Genomic DNA, 15,897 nt, shown 5'->3' on the forward strand with positions numbered 1-15,897 from the left:
CTCGCGAACGGCGGCCGGGCCAGAAGCCCAGGCCGCCGTTCGACTGTTTGACGACCGAATGACGACATCACCCAAGGACCAGACGCATGGCATCGGCGGCTGAACAGCTTGCTTCCAACCTGAACTTCGGGGCGTTCGCCAAGGCGGACGAGCTGAAGAAGCGGATCTGGTTCACCCTCGGGGCGCTGGTGATCTTCCGGCTCGGCACCTATATCCCGCTGCCCGGCATGAACCCTGACGCGGTCGCCGACCTGTTCAAGCAGTCGCAGACGGGCGTGCTGGGCCTGTTCAACATGTTTTCCGGCGGCGCCGTCGGCCGGCTTGCGATCTTCGCACTGGCGATCATGCCGTATATCTCGGCCTCGATCATCATCCAGCTGCTCTCCAGCGTCGTCCCGACCTTCGAGACGCTGAAGAAGGAGGGTGAGCAGGGCCGCAAGATCCTGAACCAGTACACGCGCTACCTGACGCTCGTGCTGGCGGTGTTCCAGGCCTATGGCATCGGCGTCGGCCTCCAGGGCTCGGGCAATCTGGTGCTGGAGCCGGGGCCGTTCTTCCTGCTCTCGACCACGCTGACACTCGTCGGTGGCACGATGTTCCTGCTCTGGCTCGGTGAGCAGATCACCAGCCGCGGCATCGGCAACGGCACCTCGATGATCATCTTCTCGGGCATCATCGCCGAATTCCCCTCGCAACTCGCGCAGACGCTCGAACTCGGCCGCCAGGGTGCGATCTCGACGGGCCTGCTGCTGCTGATCCTGGTGATGGCGATCTGCGTCATCGCGTTCTGCGTGTTCATGGAGCGGGCTCAGCGCCGGCTGTTGATCAATTACCCCAAGCGCCAGGTCGGCAACCGGATGTATGAGGGCCAGACCTCGTTCCTGCCGCTGAAGCTCAACACGGCCGGCGTCATTCCGCCGATCTTCGCCTCCTCGCTCTTGCTGCTGCCGACGACGATCGCGAGCTTCAGCCAAGCCTCCGGCGGGACGGGCTTCCTGTCCATCGTCGCGACCTATCTGGCCCATGGTCGGCCGCTGTTCATGTTCCTCTACGCGGCGCTGATCATCTTCTTCTGCTTCTTCTACACCGCGATCGTGTTCAACCCGGTCGAGACGGCGGACAACCTCAAGAAGCATGGCGGCTTCATGCCGGGTATCCGCCCGGGCGAGCGCACCGCCGAGCATATCGACCGCGTGCTGACCCGCATCACCGTGCTCGGCGCAGGCTATTTGACTATCGTCTGCCTTATCCCCGAGTTCATGATCACCTATGCCCAGATTCCGATCATCCTGCTGGGCGGCACGTCGCTGCTCATCGTGGTGACGACGACCATGGACACCGTGGCGCAAGTCCACGGACACCTGCTGGCCCATCAGTATGAGGGGCTGGTGAAGAAGGCCAAGCTGCGAGGGGCGAAACGCTGATGCGACTGATCTTCCTGGGGCCGCCGGGGGCGGGTAAAGGCACTCAGGCTGCGCGCATCGTCGCGAAGCATGGCATTCCGCAGCTCTCGACCGGCGACATGCTGCGCGCCGCCGTCGCGGCCGGGACGCCGATCGGCGTGAAGGCCAAGGCGGTGATGGATGCGGGCGGGCTCGTCTCGGACGAGATCGTGATCGGCATCGTCGCCGATCGCATCGAGGAGGCGGATGCGAAGAGGGGGTTCATCCTCGACGGTTTTCCGCGCACGCTGGCACAGGCCGAAGCGCTCGACACGATGCTGGCCTCCAAGGGCCTGAAGCTCGACACGGTGCTGGAGCTCAAGGTCGACCAGAGCAAGCTCGTCGACCGCATCGTCAGGCGCGCCGCGGAGGCGAGGGCCGCCGGCCAGCCGGTTCGCAAGGATGATGATCCGGAGGTCTTCAAGACGCGGCTCGAGGCCTATAACCGCGATACGGCGGTCGTGGCGCCCTATTATGCTGCGCGCGGACAGGTGGTCGATATCGACGGCATGAAGCCGATCGACGAGGTCACGGCAGCGATCGAGAAGGCGCTCGGAGCGAACTGATGGCCCAGTGCCGGGGCCGGTCTGGACTTGCGTTTCTGGGCTGGCTTTTGGCCGTTGCACCGACACTTGCCGAGACGGTGGCTGTTGCGCCGGGGATTTCGGTCACCAGGCGAAGCTATGACGCGCCATTGAACGAGATGCCGTTCTTCGGCTTCGGCGTAAAGACAGCGCAACAGGTGGCGGCAGATCAGGCGTTCGTCGCCTCCGTCGAGACCAGCGCCGGCCGGGAAGCCGGCTTTCGCAGGGCGCTGCAACTGGCCGGACAGGCGCTGCCCGGCAATGATCTCGCCTCGGCGGCCCGGCGCTACAATCAGGCCTATCTGCTGAACCCGGCCGCGCCTGAGGTTTATCACGGCTTTGCCATCATCGCCGTGGCGCGGTTCAGGGATGCGGCCTATGCCGAGGAGCTGTTCGCGATAGCGGCTCGGCTCAAGCCGGGCGATCCGGCCATCCTCGCCGATCAGGCGCGGCTGCTCCTGACGCTGGGGCGGCCGGCCGAGGCTCTGCCGTTGCTTGAGACCGTGGTGCGCGATCCGCAGGCCGGCGCGATGCATTGGAGCAATCTCGGCTTCGCCTATGCCCAGACTGGACAGAAGGCCAGGGCCTGCGACGCGCTGGCGCAGGCGAGGAGCAAATCGCCGCCTGCCGGACTGCAGAATGATCTGGCGGGGCTGGCAAAACTTGCAGCGTGTTGACGCGTTCGGCGGTTTGGCATGTTTCTTGATTTTGGCGGGTTGACTCAGGCTTCCCAAGCGACTAACGACCCCACTTCCGGTTTCATGCGAGCGATGCCGTTACCTTCGTGAGAAGGGGCGACGTCGCATTCCCGCGTGGAACAGGTTCAACGCTTCGCAGAGGCCGGCCTCCACCGGCGCGAGGTCATCGATAACCGCCGGTGCGCCAATGGGCGTCGATCGGCCGACATGGAGAGACGATCATGGCTCGTATCGCGGGCGTCAACATTCCGACCAATAAGCGCGTCGTCATCGGCCTGCAGTACATCCACGGCATCGGCGCGTCCAAGGCCCAGGAAATCTGCACCAAGGTCGGCATTGCCGCCGAGCGCCGTGTCAACCAGCTGACCGATGCCGAAGTCCTTCAGATCCGCGAGGCGATCGATCGCGATTATCTCGTCGAGGGCGATCTGCGCCGCGAAGTCTCGATGAACATCAAGCGCCTGATGGATCTGGGCTGCTATCGCGGCCTGCGCCATCGCCGTGGCCTGCCGGTTCGCGGTCAGCGCACGCATACCAATGCGCGCACCCGGAAGGGTAAGCCGAAGGCGATCGCCGGCAAGAAGAAGTGACGATTGCCTGAGGCAATCGTCATCCTCGGGCTTGGCCCGAGGATCTCGTGACGAGGGCGCGGTCCACGCGCCTTCTCCTGCCTGAGATGCCCGGGACAAGCCCGGGTATGACGGCGGAATATCTCTCCCCAGCGCCTGGCATCACGGGCGCGCCTGAAGGATGAAAGACCTATGGCCAAGGAAGCCCAGCGCGTTAAGCGCCGCGAACGCAAGAACATCGTTTCCGGCGTTGCGCATGTGAACGCCTCGTTCAACAACACCATGATCACCATCACCGACGCGCAGGGCAACACGATCTCGTGGTCGTCCGCCGGCACGATGGGCTTCAAGGGTTCGCGGAAGTCGACGCCCTACGCCGCCCAGGTTGCCGCCGAGGACGCCGCCCGCAAGGCTGCCGAGCACGGCATGCGCACGCTGGAAGTCGAAGTCACCGGCCCGGGTTCGGGACGTGAATCGGCCCTGCGCGCCCTCCAGGCCGCCGGCTTCACCGTGACCTCGATCCGCGACGTGACGCCGATCCCGCATAACGGCTGCCGTCCGCGCAAGCGCCGTCGCGTCTGATACCCGATCTTAGAGGCGCCCGCACCGGCGGGCGCCTGTCCGGGGCGGCCCGCCGCCGCCATTGAATTCAAGCACCAGGAGTGCGGTCGTGATCAGCAAGAACTGGCAGGATCTGTCAAAGCCCAACAAGCTCGAAATCAAGGTCGGAGACGATCCGAAGCGTCAGGCGACCGTCATCGCCCGTCCGCTGGAGCGCGGTTTCGGCATGACGCTCGGCAACGCGCTGCGTCGCGTGCTGCTCTCCTCGCTCCAGGGCGCGGCCGTCACCGCCGTCCAGATCGACGGCGTGCTGCATGAATTCTCATCGATCCCGGGCGTCCGCGAGGACGTCACCGACATCGTCCTCAACATCAAGGCCATCGCGGTCAAGATGCAGGGCGAGGGCCCCAAGCGCATGACCCTGCGCAAGACCGGCCCGGGCACTGTCACCGCCGGCGACATCAACACCATTGGCGACGTCTCGATCCTGAACCCCGATCTCGTGCTCTGCACGCTGGACGAGGGCTCCGAGATCCGCATGGAGTTTACGGTCAACACCGGCAAGGGCTACGTCCCCTCCGAGCAGAACCGCCCGGAAGATGCGCCGATCGGCCTGATCCCGGTCGACAGCCTGTATTCGCCGGTCAAGAAGGTGTCCTACCGCGTCGAGAACACCCGCGAGGGCCAGAATCTCGACCGCGACATGCTTACCCTGAACATCGAGACCAACGGCTCGGTGACCCCTGAGGACGCGCTGGCTCTGGCCGCCCGCATCCTGCAGGACCAACTCGCCGTCTTCATCACCTTCGAGGAGCCGCGCAAGGAAGAGGCCGTCTCGACCGCGCCGCAGCTGCCCTTCAACCCGGCGCTGCTCAAGAAGGTCGACGAGCTCGAGCTTTCGGTGCGTTCGGCGAACTGCCTGAAGAACGACAACATCGTCTATATCGGCGACCTGATCCAGAAGTCGGAGGGCGAGATGCTGCGCACCCCGAACTTCGGCCGCAAGTCGCTGAACGAGATCAAGGAAGTGCTCGCCACCATGGGCCTCCACCTCGGCATGGACGTCACCGGCTGGCCGCCGGAGAACATCGAAGAGCTCGCGAAGCGCTTCGAGGAGCATTACTGATCCAGCCGGCGCGGGCTCGTACTCGCGCCAGCTCTACCCCGCCCGGTGCATGAGCGTCGGAGCATAAAGAACGGCCGTACCGTGGCACGGCGGCCGTAATCACGAAGGAGCCATCACATGCGTCACGGTTTTCGCGGTCGTCGTTTCAACCGCTCTGTCGAGCATCGCAAGGCGATGTTCGCCAACATGTCCCAGGCCCTGATCAAGCACGAGCAGATCACCACCACTTTGCCCAAGGCCAAAGATCTGCGTCCGGTCGTCGAGAAGCTGATCACGCTCGCCAAGCGCGGCGACCTGCATGCCCGCCGCCAGGCGATCGCGCAGATCAAGGACGTCGCCCTGGTCGGCAAGCTCTTCGCGGTGCTCGGGCCCCGCTACAAGGAGCGCAACGGCGGCTATCTTCGCATCATGAAGGCGGGCTTCCGCTTCGGCGATAACGCCCCGATGGCCGTGATCGAGTTCGTCGACCGCGACGTCGATGCCAAGGGCCAGGATTCAGGCCCGGTGTTCACGGCGGAGGACGAGGCGGCCTGAGGCTCTCCTCGGTCGGATGATCGATTTCAGAAGGGTGGTCTTCGGGCCACCCTTTTTTCTTGCCTTGATTTTGGGGAGGAGCGGATGCGACGTCACGGCCCGGGTTCCCGCTGCGGAGGCGTCCCGCCTGTCCCGCGTTTCGTCCGGTCTGCGCCTGTCGCTGGCCTTCTCCTGCTCTGTTTCGCCGCCCATGGTCTAGCGCAGCAGCGGGGCGCCCCTCCGACGCCATTTTCGGCGCGCGATCTCGTGGAGGGCACGCAAGCCGACGAGAGGAAATGCGCCGAACAGGAGGGCGCCGTCTGGGTCTCGCACAAGCTCGGAACGGAATGTCTGGCGACCTACGCGTCTCATCCGGCACCCAAGCCCGATCAGGTCCCGCCAGAGGCCCTCGTCATCTATCTGCACGGCGATCACCTGAGCGGGGGAAAGTCGCTCGGCGACTACGAGAAGATCACGCCGGAAACGCTGGTCCGCAACATGCGCCGACAGTCGTTCAAGCCCGGCGTGGTCTATCTGCTTCTGGCGAGACCGGGGGTCTTCGGATCATCGGGGGATCACAAGCAGCGCCGTCGTGCGAAGGAGTTCCACTCCATCGCGGCTGCGATCGAGACTCTGCGTGAACGATATCGCAGGCCAAGTATCGTCGTGGTCGGGCAGTCGGGCGGCAGCGCCGCCATCGGCGCGGTGCTGACGCTGGGCGCGAGAAACATCGCCTGTGCGGTCATGGGTTCGGGCGTCTATGCCGTCAACGCCAGAGCCGAGTTCAGGCGTCGGCTGCTTGGCCAGCCGTCGCGCCCGGGATGTGACGTGACGGGCTATTGCGACGCCTATGAAAGTATCGATCACATTGCGAGCATCGTTCGCGACCCGGCACGCCGCCTGATCGTCGTCGGCGATCCCAGGGATCAGAACACGCCCTTCGCCTTGCAGCTCGACTGGGTGGAGCGGCTCCGGAAAGCCGGGCACGGCGTCGAGGTCGTCGAGACGGAAGGTCGAGGGCCGGACCATCATGGCGTCACGAGGACGTCGTTCCAGCTGGCGCGCGGCTGCATCCCGTCCCCTTGAACGGGCTGTTTCCTGTGCGCGATTGTTGCCGAAGCCACGCCTTTGCCGCTCGCGATGCGGATGCTAGCCTCTGCCGCGGGTTGGCTCGCCGGACTCGGCGGGCTGCGCAGGCAGGGAACAACGTCATGCTAGCTCACATCGTCGCATGGACCGCGGCCATCGCATTGGGGGCTGTGGCCTCGATCGCGCCCGTCGTGGCCCAGGACAGCTACCCCTCCAAGCCCATCACCATGATCGTGCCCTTCGCGGCTGGCGGCTCGTCGGACGTGATCGCCCGGCTCGTCGGCGACGAGATGGGGCGCGTGCTGGGGCAGCGCATCGTGATGGAGAACATGGGCGGCGCGGGCGGGGCGACGGCGCTGTCACGGGCCTCGCGGGCCGAACCCGACGGCTACACCATCGTCATCGGCAACAGCGGCACCAATGCCGCGTCCTATACGATCTACCCGGACCTCAAATACACCCATGCCGACTTCGCGCCGGTGGGGCTGGTCGCGAAGACCTCGCCGATGATCGCGCTGAAACTCGACTTCCCGGCCAAGACGCTGATGGAGTTCGTCGCCTATGCCAAGGCCAATCCCGGCAAGGTCAGCCTCGGCCATGCCGGCGTCGGGTCGTCGAACTATCTGATCTGCCGCAATTTCATCAAGGCGGCCGGCGTCGATGTCGCGCTGGTGAGCTATCGCGGCGCGGGGCCGGCGCTGAACGACCTGATGGGCGGGCAGATCGACGGCGTCTGCGATGCGGCGACCTCGCTGTCGGGCGCGGTCATGGGCGAGAAGGTCAGGGCGCTCGTGGTGGCGACGCCGTCCCGGCTGGCGAGCCTGCCGGATGTCCCGACTGCGGCGGAGGCTGGCCTGCCGGCGTTTCAGGCGCAGGGCTGGAATGCGATCTTCGTACCAAAGAACACGCCCGAGCCGGTCATCGCCAAGCTGAACGCGGCGCTGAAAACCGCGCTGTCCAGCGCGAACCTGCAGAGGCGGTTCAAGGATCTGTCGTCGGTCGTGCCGGCCGCGGACGAGATGACGCCCGCCTTTGTGGCGGCGCTGGTTCCGGGCGAGATCGAAAAGTACCGGCTTCTGCTCCAGGACAAGTGAGCCGCGGCGTCAGCTGCGCTGGCGCGCAAGTTCGCCGGCGAGATCGACCAGCACGTCGGCTTCATGCTGCGGCAGGTCGTTTTCCGGCGTCACGCCATAGAGCCCGAAGATGAAGGTCGTGGTCTCGTCGCGCTCGGCCAGGCCCATCGACCAATGTGGAAAGCCGCGCTGGTCGATCCCGTGCTCCGCCAGCAGGCGGACCGTGTCATGGCGTGGATCGGCCACGATCCGGCCATAGGTCTCGGCAACGGTCCGGCCATCGCCTTCCAGCACCTGCGCGAAGGAGGCGGTCGTGGCCAGCAGGAAGCCGGTGATGTCGTTGCGGGCGTTCAGGCGGCGGGCACTCTCGATGATCCTGTCGATCTCGGCCTGACGATTGGCCTCGACGAGCCGGCTTTCACTGGCATAAACAAGTCGGATCAAGCTCATGGGCCGCTTCTTTCGTGGCAGAGACCGGTGGTCATCGGGTGAATCAGGCCCTCTCCACCAGAACGGTGGCGGGCGGCATCCATGGATCGATGCTGGAGCTGCAACGTTGCCGCCACACCTTTGTTTCATCGTGAGGACAGGAATGACCGAACGTTTCGTGAGAAGCCGGACCCGATCCGCCGCCGGCGGGCTTCTGCTCGCGCTGGCGATCGGGTTTGCTCCCTGGCCTGCGGCCGGGCAGGCGCGGCAGGTCCCCGAGTCGCGTCAGGAGATATCGCTCTCCTTCGCGGGCGTCGTGAAGAAGAGCGCCGGCGCCGTCGTCAACGTCTATGGCGCGCGCGTCGAGAAGCAGCCGCGCAACCCGTTCATGGACGATCCGTTCTTTCGCCGCTTCTTCGGCGATGGTGGCTTCGGCGTGCCGCAGGAGCGCGTGCAGCGTTCGCTGGGCTCGGGCGTCGTGGTCGATGCCAGCGGGCTCGTGGTCACCAACAACCACGTCATCGAGGGCATGAGCGAGGTCAAGGTTGCCTTTGCCGACAAGCGCGAGGTCGAGGCGACGATCCTGCTGCGCGATCCGCGCACCGATCTCGCCGTGCTCAAGCTCAAGAGCGCCAAGGACCTGATCGCGATCGAGTTGGCCGATTCCGACAAGGTCGAGATCGGCGACATCGTGCTGGCGATCGGCAATCCCTTCGGTGTCGGCCAGACGGTGACACAGGGTATCGTCTCGGCGCTGGCGCGCACGCAGATCGGTGTCGGTGACGCCCAATCCTTCATCCAGACCGACGCAGCGATCAATCCCGGCAATTCCGGCGGCGCGCTGGTCGACATGCAGGGCCGCGTGATCGGCATCAACACGGCGATCTTCTCGCGCTCCGGCGGCAGCCACGGCATCGGTTTCGCCATTCCCGCCGCCATGGTGCGGGTCGTGCTGGAAAGCGCGAAGACCGGCGCCAAGACGGTGCGCCGGCCGTGGTTCGGAGCCCGGCTGCAGGCGCTGACGCCCGATGTCGCAGACGGGCTCGGGCTCGACCGGCCGGCCGGCTCGGTCGTCGCCGGCGTGGTCGAGAAGGGGCCCGCGGCGGAGGGAGGCCTGCGCCGCTCCGATGTGATTCTGGCCGTCGACGGGGTCGGCGTCGATGATCCGGAGTCCTTCGGCTATCGCTTCGCGACGCGGCCGCTTGGTGGCGTCGCCAGCCTGACGGTGCTGCGCTCCGGAAAACGCGTCACCTTGCCGGTGAAGCTGATTCCGGCGCCGGAGCTGCGTCCGCGTGATCCGGTGACGCTGTCGGGCCGTTCGCCGCTCGCGGGGTTGACCGTGATGAACCTGTCGCCGGCCCTCGCCGAGGAACTGGCGATCGATGCCGGCACCGAAGGGGTCGTGGTCGCCGAGATCGCGGAGGACAGCACGGCCGCCCGCATCGGCTTCCAGAAGGGCGACATCGTTCAGGCCCTGAACGGCGAGCGCATGACGAATTCGCGTGATGTCGAGACCGCACTGAAGGAGCGCAAGCGCTCCTGGGAGGTGACGATCTCGCGCGGCGGCCAGAGCGTGACCTCGGTCTTCCCGGGGTGAGCGATCTGTTCGCCGCCTCAGGGCTGGACAAGTCCGGCCCGCGTCCGCTCGCCGACCGCTTGCGTCCGACGACGCTGGCCGAGGTCGCTGGCCAGGAGCACCTGACCGGGCCGGACGGGGCGCTGACGCGCCTGGTGCATTCGGGTTCGCTCGGCAGCCTGATCTTCTGGGGCCCGCCCGGCACGGGCAAGACGACCGTGGCGCGGCTGCTCGCCGGGCAGGTCGATCTCGGCTTCGAGCAGATCAGTGCGATCTTCTCCGGTATTGCCGATCTCAAGAAGGTCTTCGAATCGGCGCGTGGGCGCCGCCTCGGCGGCAAGGGCACGCTGCTCTTCGTCGACGAGATCCACCGCTTCAACCGGGCCCAGCTCGACGCCTTCCTGCCGGTGATGGAGGACGGCACGATCACGCTGGTCGGGGCGACCACCGAGAACCCGTCCTTCGCACTCAACGCGGCGCTGCTGTCGCGTGCCCGCGTGCTGACCTTCAAGTCGCTGGACGAGGGCTCTCTGCTCTTCCTGCTCGGCCGGGCCGAGTTGCTCGAGAATCGCGAATTGCCGCTGACGCCGGAGGCGAGGGCTGCGCTGGCGCGCTTCGCCGATGGCGACGGGCGTGCCGTGCTGACGCTGGCCGAGGAGCTGTGGCGCGCCGCCAAGCCCGGCGAGATCTTCGACGAGGCGGGGCTGGCCGAGGTGATCCAGCGCCGCGCGCCGATCTACGACAAGGCGCAGGACGGCCACTACAACCTGATCTCGGCGCTGCATAAAACGATCCGCGGTTCGGATCCCGATGCGGCGCTGTATTATTTCGCCCGCATGCTCGACGCCGGCGAGGACCCGCGCTTCCTGGCGCGGCGGCTGGTGCGGATGGCGGTCGAGGATATCGGGCTCGCCGATCCGCAGGCGCTGGTGCACGCGCGGGCCGCGGCGCAGACCTATGAGCAGCTCGGCTCGCCCGAGGGCGAACTGGCACTCGCCAACACGGTCATCTATCTCGCGACCGCGCCGAAATCGAATGCCGCCTACATGGCCTACAAGGCCGCGCGCCGCGTCGCGGCCGAGCGCGGCTCGCTGATGCCGCCCAAGACCATCCTCAACGCCCCGACCAAGCTGATGAAAAACGAGGGCTATGGCGCGGACTACAACTACGACCACGACGCGCCCGACGCCTTCTCGGGCCAGAACTACTGGCCGGACGCGCTCGGCCGGCAGCGCTTCTACGACCCGCCGGAGCGCGGTTTCGAACGCGAGATCAGGAAGCGGCTGGAGTATTGGGAGAAGCTGCGGGAAGAGCGGGGGGAGTAGGCGCGGCTAAAACGCCCGCTCGACGAAGAGTTGGGCCGAGAGCAGGCGCCCGCCCAGCGTCGCCGGCACGACGCGGTTTGCGATCGCGATGTTGGTGTGGGCGATCGAGCCCTCGATCCCGGCCTTGAACCCTTCCACCGGCGTCCAGACGAGGTTTGCGGCGATGCGGTCGATCCTGAGCTTGCCCTTGCTCTGGTCGACGAACGGCACCGAGATCTGATAGCGGCTGACATAGATATTGCTCGCCCATTCGTCGGTCCATTCGCGGCGCGCGGCGATCACGGCCGAGAATCCGCGAGTCGAATCGGCCGGCAGCAGGATCTGTCGCACGATGGTCGCATCGAGCGACGAGCCGATATAGGGCGCGCCGTTGACCGCGCTGGCGATCTGCGCGGTGACCTCGCCCGGGCGACCCAGCAGCTTGACCTCATAGGTCGCGCCGATGATGCCCGCATAGCCGAAGCCGGAGGCCGCGACGGGCACGTCGCGCAGGGCGCCGGCGAGATGCACGGTCAGCGGCCCGTTGACATAGGTGAGGCGTGCGATCCCGTCCGGGACGCGGCCATTCACGGTCGGGACGGTCGAGGTCGTCGCCAGCGTCGGATCCTCGAGGGCCAGCGCCAGGTTCCAGCGCTCGGTGAGGTCCCGCTCCCAGGCGATCATGCCGGCATTGCGGCTGGGCAGGCGGGCGCTGAAGGCAAATTCATCCGCGGTCCAGAAGCTGAAGCGCGACGTCGCCAGCCCGAAGGTCATGGTGCCCAGCGTGACTGTCGCCTCGTCGACCGTCACCGTGTCGGGCTGGCCGCTGGTCGGGGCGATCGACATCTCGAAGGCCGTGCCGACGCGCAGGCCGGAGGCGAGATCATGCGAGGTCGCAATCCGCAAGGAGGCGTTGGGCAACCAGGAATAGCCCGGCGGCGGCACCGCGCTGGTGGCCTGCGGGACCCGGTAGCTGTCGTATTGCAGGCCGGCGGTGACGGTGCCGGAGATTGCCAGGCAGGTGGCGGAGCTCGGCAGGATCAGGCCCGGCTCGTCATCCTCATCCTCGTCCTCGTCATCTTCGTCGTCTACCGACGCATCGTCGCTGTCCTCATCCGGTTTGCTCTTGGCCTCCGCCGCATCGACCGGGGAGGGAAACAGCGGAGCGATGTCAGGCGGCTTGATGATGCAACTGCGGGCGAGCGCGGGCACTTTGGCGGCCACGGGCCGTGGCGAGGCAGCCTGAGCCTGCCACAATGCCACCGGCGCGATCGACAGGGCCAGCGTCAGGGCGAGACGGCGCAGCAGGCTCCGATGATCGGCCGCGCTGTCGCCTGCTTCATGCATCGCCCGCCCTTGCCCCCCGGCCCGGATGTAGCCGTCTCCACCCAGTCCAAGTCAATCGCGGCCCGGCAACAGGCCGAATTCGTTTGTGCGGAACAGGCGCGCTGGCTATTGCAGAGCGATGACCTCCACTGTTCTCGTCTTTTTCGGCGCCGGCATCGGCGGCATGCTGCGGCATGGCGTCAATCTCGTCTCGCCGCGCTGGTTCGGCACCGGCTTTCCCGCCGGCACCTTGCTGATCAACGTCCTCGGCTCCGCCCTGATGGGGCTGATCGCCGGCTGGCTCGCCTTCAAGGCGCAGGCCGAGTGGTCGCAGTCGATGCGGCTGTTCCTGACCACGGGCATCCTCGGCGGCTTCACCACCTTCTCGGCCTTCTCGCTTGACGCGGTCCTGCTCTGGGAGCGCGGCGAGATCGGTCTCGCCGCGGCCTATGTGCTGGGCTCCGTCATCCTCTCGCTGGCAGCGCTCTGCGCCGGCCTCGCACTCGTCCGGAGCCTGTCATGAGAACCGGTGGCAAAGGCGTGGGTGGCCAAGGCGTGGGCGGCAAGGGGGCTGGCGGCAAAAGCGCCGGCCCGAAGCGTGGCGGCCGGCCGCCGGCAGCGGGCGCGCCGAAAGGCAAGCGGCCGAGCCATGACGCGCGCCGCTCGGCGCGGGCCGTCGCGCGGCCCCGGCCGAAGCGCGAGGAGGCCGAAATCCGCACCGAGCCGACGCGCAACCCGGCGCCGCTCCATCCGGTGCCGCGCGCGGCGGGGCCGCGAAAGCCGCCCGCCCAACAGGCGGACAAGCCCGCAGCCAGGCCGGCAGCGAGATCGGCTCCCACGCGCCGGGCGCCGGTGAGCGACGCGCCGACGCGCGCCGAGGTCAAGGCCGAGACCGCGCAGGTGCTCGCCACCGGCGTGCAGCAGCTCGTGGTCAGCGCCGACGAGAACGAGATGCGGATCGATCGCTTCCTCGAAAACCGCTTTCCGCAGCTCTCCTTCAGCCATATCCAGCGCATCGTCCGGAAGGGCGAACTGCGCGTCAACGGCAAGCGCGCCGACAGCAAGGACCGCCTCGAAGAAGGCCAGACCGTGCGGATTCCACCGCTGAAGCTGGACCCGCAGGAGCAGCGGCCGCGCTCGGCCAAGGCCGACGGCGATACGCTGGAATTCCTGCGCTCGATCACGCTCTACGAGGATGACGACGTCATCGTCCTGAACAAGCCGGCTGGCCTCGCCGTGCAGGGCGGTTCCGGCACGACGCGCCATGTCGACCAGATGCTGGAGGCGCTGACCGACAAGAGCGGGCAGAAACCCCGCCTCGTCCATCGGCTCGACAAGGACACCGCCGGCTGCCTCGTCATCGCCAAGTCGCGCTTCGCCGCGGCGACGCTCGCCAAGACCTTCCGCTCGCGCTCGGCGCGCAAGGTCTACTGGGCGCTGGTCGCAGGCGTGCCGCGCGTGCGCCAGGGCCGGATCTCGACCTATCTCGCCCGCGAGGAGGCCTATGACGGCGACCAGCGCATGGCGGTGGCGAAGCATGGCGAGGATGGCGCGATGCATGCCGTGACCTATTATGCCGTGGTCGAGACCGCCGCGCAGAAACTCTCCTGGCTCTCTTTGAAGCCTGTGACGGGCCGCACCCACCAGCTGCGCGCGCATGCCGCCCATATCGGCCACCCGATCGTCGGCGATCCGAAATACTTCAACATTGCCAACTGGGAATTGCCCGGCGGCATCCAGAACAAGCTGCACCTGCTGGCCCGGCGCATCGTCCTGCCGCATCCGCGCGGCAAGGGCACGATCGACGTCAGCGCGCCGCTGCCGCCGCATATGCGACAGTCCTGGAACCTGCTCGGCTTCGAGGACGAGCGCTACGATCCCATCGTCGACGCGCCCGACGCATAGGCGCCACATGGCCCGGGGCGAGCCCAGGTATGTCCTGCAAGAGAGCCTTCTACGGCTCGCGGTTCTCGGGCCTGCACGGCGCTTATCCATGGGGCTGGGCGAAAGGCCTGACCCGGGAGCTTTGCGTGAGAATCTTCAAGAGAACGATTGCAGAACAAAATAGATTGTGTTTTCATTTTGTTCCCATCGCTCTGACGCAGGTGCTCCGATGATCCGTTTTGCCTTCCTGCTTGCCGGCCTCGTTCTTTCTGCCTCCGTTCCCGCTTTCGCCCAGAGTCCAGGCGCGCCCGCCGCGCGGAGCGCAGCAGCCTCTGCAGACGAGCCGGTGCCGCGCGCCGAGCGGGCCAAGGCTCGCCAGGACTGCCTGGCCGAGCATGTCGCGCTGTCCGGCGACGATCTCAGGGCCGCGATGCGCGACTGCATCCAGGCGAAGTTTCCGGGCGTGCAGCTCTATGCGCGCGATGGCGTAACCCGCGACGGCAAGCCGACCGCGGTGGCAACGCGGGCGGCCTGCAAGGAAGAGGTGGATGGCCGGGCGCTTTCGGGCTCGACCCGCACCGCCGCGCTCGTCGCCTGCTTCAACAGCAAACGGCCGGACCTCGCCCAGCGTGCCGAATGCCGCAAGGAGGCTCGCGGCAAGGGGCTCGATGGCGAGGATTTGCGCAAGGCGGTGGATGCCTGTGCCCGCGAGGCGCGTTCCTGACCGGGCCAGGGCGGATGCGCCATGACCGCAGCGCAGTGGATCGCGCTGGCGTTTCGGGCTAGAGCGCAGCCATGGACCTCATCATCTTCGATCTCGACGGCACGCTGATCAACTCCGAGGCGATCCTGCTCGGCGCGCAGGTAGAGACCTTCGCACGGCATGGTCTCGCTCATCCGGGCCGCGAGGCCGGGCTCGGGGTGGTCGGCCTGACGCTCAACATCGCGCTGATGCGGCTGGCGGGGCTTGCCGAGCCGGACGAGGACCTGACCGCGACCTACAGGGACGTGTTCGGTGCGATGCGGCGCCAGGCCGAGACGGATGCGGCTTTCGACGAGCCGCTCTTTCCCGGCGTGCCGGAGACGCTGGCGGCGCTTGCCGCGCGGCCCGGGCTCAAGCTCGGTGTCGCGACCGGAAAATCCCGCCGCGGCGCGGAGTACATCATCGAGCGCCATGGCTGGGAGGATCTGTTCGATACCGTACAGACCGCTGACGATGCGCCGTCGAAGCCACATCCCGGGATGATCCTGCGGGCGATGGCCGAGACCGGGGCTGCGCCGGAGCGGACCGCGATGGTGGGCGACAGCTCCTTCGACATCGAGATGGCGGTCGCGGCCGGCGTCGTGCCGGTCGCCGTATCCTGGGGCTTCCAGCCGGCCGCGAGCCTGGTCGCGCTCGGCGCACGCCATGTGCTCGACACCTGCCCGGACCTGCCCGGTGCGCTGGGCTTGCGGCCTGCCGCACCGGCGGCGACCGAACGCGTCTGAGCATCATTCGGCGGTCAGGGTTTCCGCCGGGCCGACCCGTCATTGCGCGTGCAGCGAAGCGATCCGGAAGGGTTCGCTTTCTGTCGCGGGGATGGCTTCGTCGCTGCGCCCCTCGCGATGACGGTCGGGCGCTCTTGGCTTTTGTTCCATTCTGCCGATGGTGGTCACGGACGCTGTGTATCGCTTCCGAGCAAGCTTGCTTCGAACGACGTCCGGAGTCGCCTGGCGCTGTCAG

At 67.0% G+C, this 15,897-nt stretch carries 17 protein-coding genes; 15 read left to right on the forward strand and 2 right to left on the reverse strand.

Annotated features, from left to right (window positions below; genetic code table 11):
- Window positions 1-86: 86 nt before the first annotated feature.
- From secY to C8D03_RS20680, 9 genes are all read left to right on the forward strand, one after another.
- Window positions 87-1,424, forward strand: coding sequence for a preprotein translocase subunit SecY (gene secY / locus C8D03_RS20640; RefSeq protein ID WP_108049240.1), 1,338 nt, complete (start codon window positions 87-89; stop codon window positions 1,422-1,424).
- Window positions 1,424-2,008, forward strand: a complete 585-nt coding sequence (locus tag C8D03_RS20645) for an adenylate kinase (protein ID WP_108049242.1) — start codon at window positions 1,424-1,426, stop codon at window positions 2,006-2,008. The genes secY and C8D03_RS20645 overlap by 1 nt, the downstream gene beginning before the upstream one ends.
- Window positions 2,008-2,703, forward strand: coding sequence for a tetratricopeptide repeat protein (locus tag C8D03_RS20650; protein ID WP_146170242.1), 696 nt, complete (start codon window positions 2,008-2,010; stop codon window positions 2,701-2,703). The genes C8D03_RS20645 and C8D03_RS20650 overlap by 1 nt, the downstream gene beginning before the upstream one ends.
- A gap of 242 nt (window positions 2,704-2,945) precedes the next feature.
- Window positions 2,946-3,314 (forward strand): 30S ribosomal protein S13, encoded by a 369-nt coding sequence (gene rpsM / locus C8D03_RS20655; protein ID WP_108049246.1) that lies wholly within the window; start codon window positions 2,946-2,948, stop codon window positions 3,312-3,314.
- A 171-nt stretch (window positions 3,315-3,485) separates the two neighbouring features.
- On the forward strand, window positions 3,486-3,875 hold the full coding sequence (gene rpsK, locus C8D03_RS20660; RefSeq protein ID WP_054144247.1) for a 30S ribosomal protein S11: 390 nt from the start codon (window positions 3,486-3,488) through the stop codon (window positions 3,873-3,875).
- A gap of 88 nt (window positions 3,876-3,963) precedes the next feature.
- Window positions 3,964-4,980 carry a DNA-directed RNA polymerase subunit alpha gene (locus C8D03_RS20665; RefSeq protein WP_054211959.1) on the forward strand — a complete coding sequence of 339 codons (1,017 nt, stop codon included), beginning with the start codon at window positions 3,964-3,966 and terminating at the stop codon, window positions 4,978-4,980.
- A 117-nt stretch (window positions 4,981-5,097) separates the two neighbouring features.
- Complete coding sequence (gene rplQ, locus C8D03_RS20670) at window positions 5,098-5,514, forward strand: 50S ribosomal protein L17 (RefSeq protein WP_108049248.1); 417 nt, start codon at window positions 5,098-5,100, stop codon at window positions 5,512-5,514.
- 246 nt (window positions 5,515-5,760) lie between these two features.
- Window positions 5,761-6,579 (forward strand): alpha/beta hydrolase family protein, encoded by an 819-nt coding sequence (locus C8D03_RS20675; RefSeq protein WP_181301137.1) that lies wholly within the window; start codon window positions 5,761-5,763, stop codon window positions 6,577-6,579.
- Window positions 6,580-6,704: 125 nt separating this feature from the next.
- Entirely contained in the window at window positions 6,705-7,676 is a 972-nt protein-coding gene (locus C8D03_RS20680) for a tripartite tricarboxylate transporter substrate-binding protein (protein WP_108049252.1), read from the forward strand.
- 9 nt (window positions 7,677-7,685) lie between these two features.
- Here the strand turns inward: C8D03_RS20680 and C8D03_RS20685 are convergent, their stop codons facing one another.
- Window positions 7,686-8,105, reverse strand: coding sequence for a BLUF domain-containing protein (locus C8D03_RS20685; protein ID WP_181301139.1), 420 nt, complete (start codon window positions 8,103-8,105; stop codon window positions 7,686-7,688).
- 142 nt (window positions 8,106-8,247) lie between these two features.
- On the opposite strand from C8D03_RS20685, the gene C8D03_RS20690 reads away from it, so the two are divergent.
- Window positions 8,248-9,681: a DegQ family serine endoprotease gene (locus C8D03_RS20690; protein ID WP_108049256.1), complete on the forward strand. Its 1,434-nt coding sequence runs from the start codon at window positions 8,248-8,250 to the stop codon at window positions 9,679-9,681.
- Window positions 9,678-10,985 carry a replication-associated recombination protein A gene (locus C8D03_RS20695; RefSeq protein ID WP_108049258.1) on the forward strand — a complete coding sequence of 436 codons (1,308 nt, stop codon included), beginning with the start codon at window positions 9,678-9,680 and terminating at the stop codon, window positions 10,983-10,985. The genes C8D03_RS20690 and C8D03_RS20695 overlap by 4 nt, the downstream gene beginning before the upstream one ends.
- 6 nt (window positions 10,986-10,991) lie before the next feature.
- Here C8D03_RS20695 and C8D03_RS20700 read toward each other — a convergent pair whose 3' ends face one another.
- On the reverse strand, window positions 10,992-12,311 hold the full coding sequence (locus tag C8D03_RS20700; RefSeq protein WP_108049260.1) for a hypothetical protein: 1,320 nt from the start codon (window positions 12,309-12,311) through the stop codon (window positions 10,992-10,994).
- A gap of 118 nt (window positions 12,312-12,429) precedes the next feature.
- On the opposite strand from C8D03_RS20700, the gene crcB reads away from it, so the two are divergent.
- The 4 genes from crcB to C8D03_RS20720 all read left to right on the forward strand — a co-directional run bounded on the left by crcB (window position 12,430) and on the right by C8D03_RS20720 (window position 15,662).
- On the forward strand, window positions 12,430-12,813 hold the full coding sequence (crcB, locus tag C8D03_RS20705) for a fluoride efflux transporter CrcB (protein ID WP_108049262.1): 384 nt from the start codon (window positions 12,430-12,432) through the stop codon (window positions 12,811-12,813).
- Window positions 12,810-14,195 carry an RluA family pseudouridine synthase gene (locus tag C8D03_RS20710; RefSeq protein ID WP_108049264.1) on the forward strand — a complete coding sequence of 462 codons (1,386 nt, stop codon included), beginning with the start codon at window positions 12,810-12,812 and terminating at the stop codon, window positions 14,193-14,195. The genes crcB and C8D03_RS20710 overlap by 4 nt, the downstream gene beginning before the upstream one ends.
- Before the next feature lie 208 nt (window positions 14,196-14,403).
- Window positions 14,404-14,898, forward strand: coding sequence for a hypothetical protein (locus C8D03_RS20715; protein ID WP_108049266.1), 495 nt, complete (start codon window positions 14,404-14,406; stop codon window positions 14,896-14,898).
- Between the two features lie 71 nt (window positions 14,899-14,969).
- Window positions 14,970-15,662, forward strand: coding sequence for an HAD-IA family hydrolase (locus C8D03_RS20720; protein WP_108049268.1), 693 nt, complete (start codon window positions 14,970-14,972; stop codon window positions 15,660-15,662).
- Window positions 15,663-15,897 lie beyond the last annotated feature (235 nt).

It is taken from the genome of Bosea sp. 124, from assembly GCF_003046175.1.
Classification (GTDB): Bacteria; Pseudomonadota; Alphaproteobacteria; order Rhizobiales; family Beijerinckiaceae; genus Allobosea.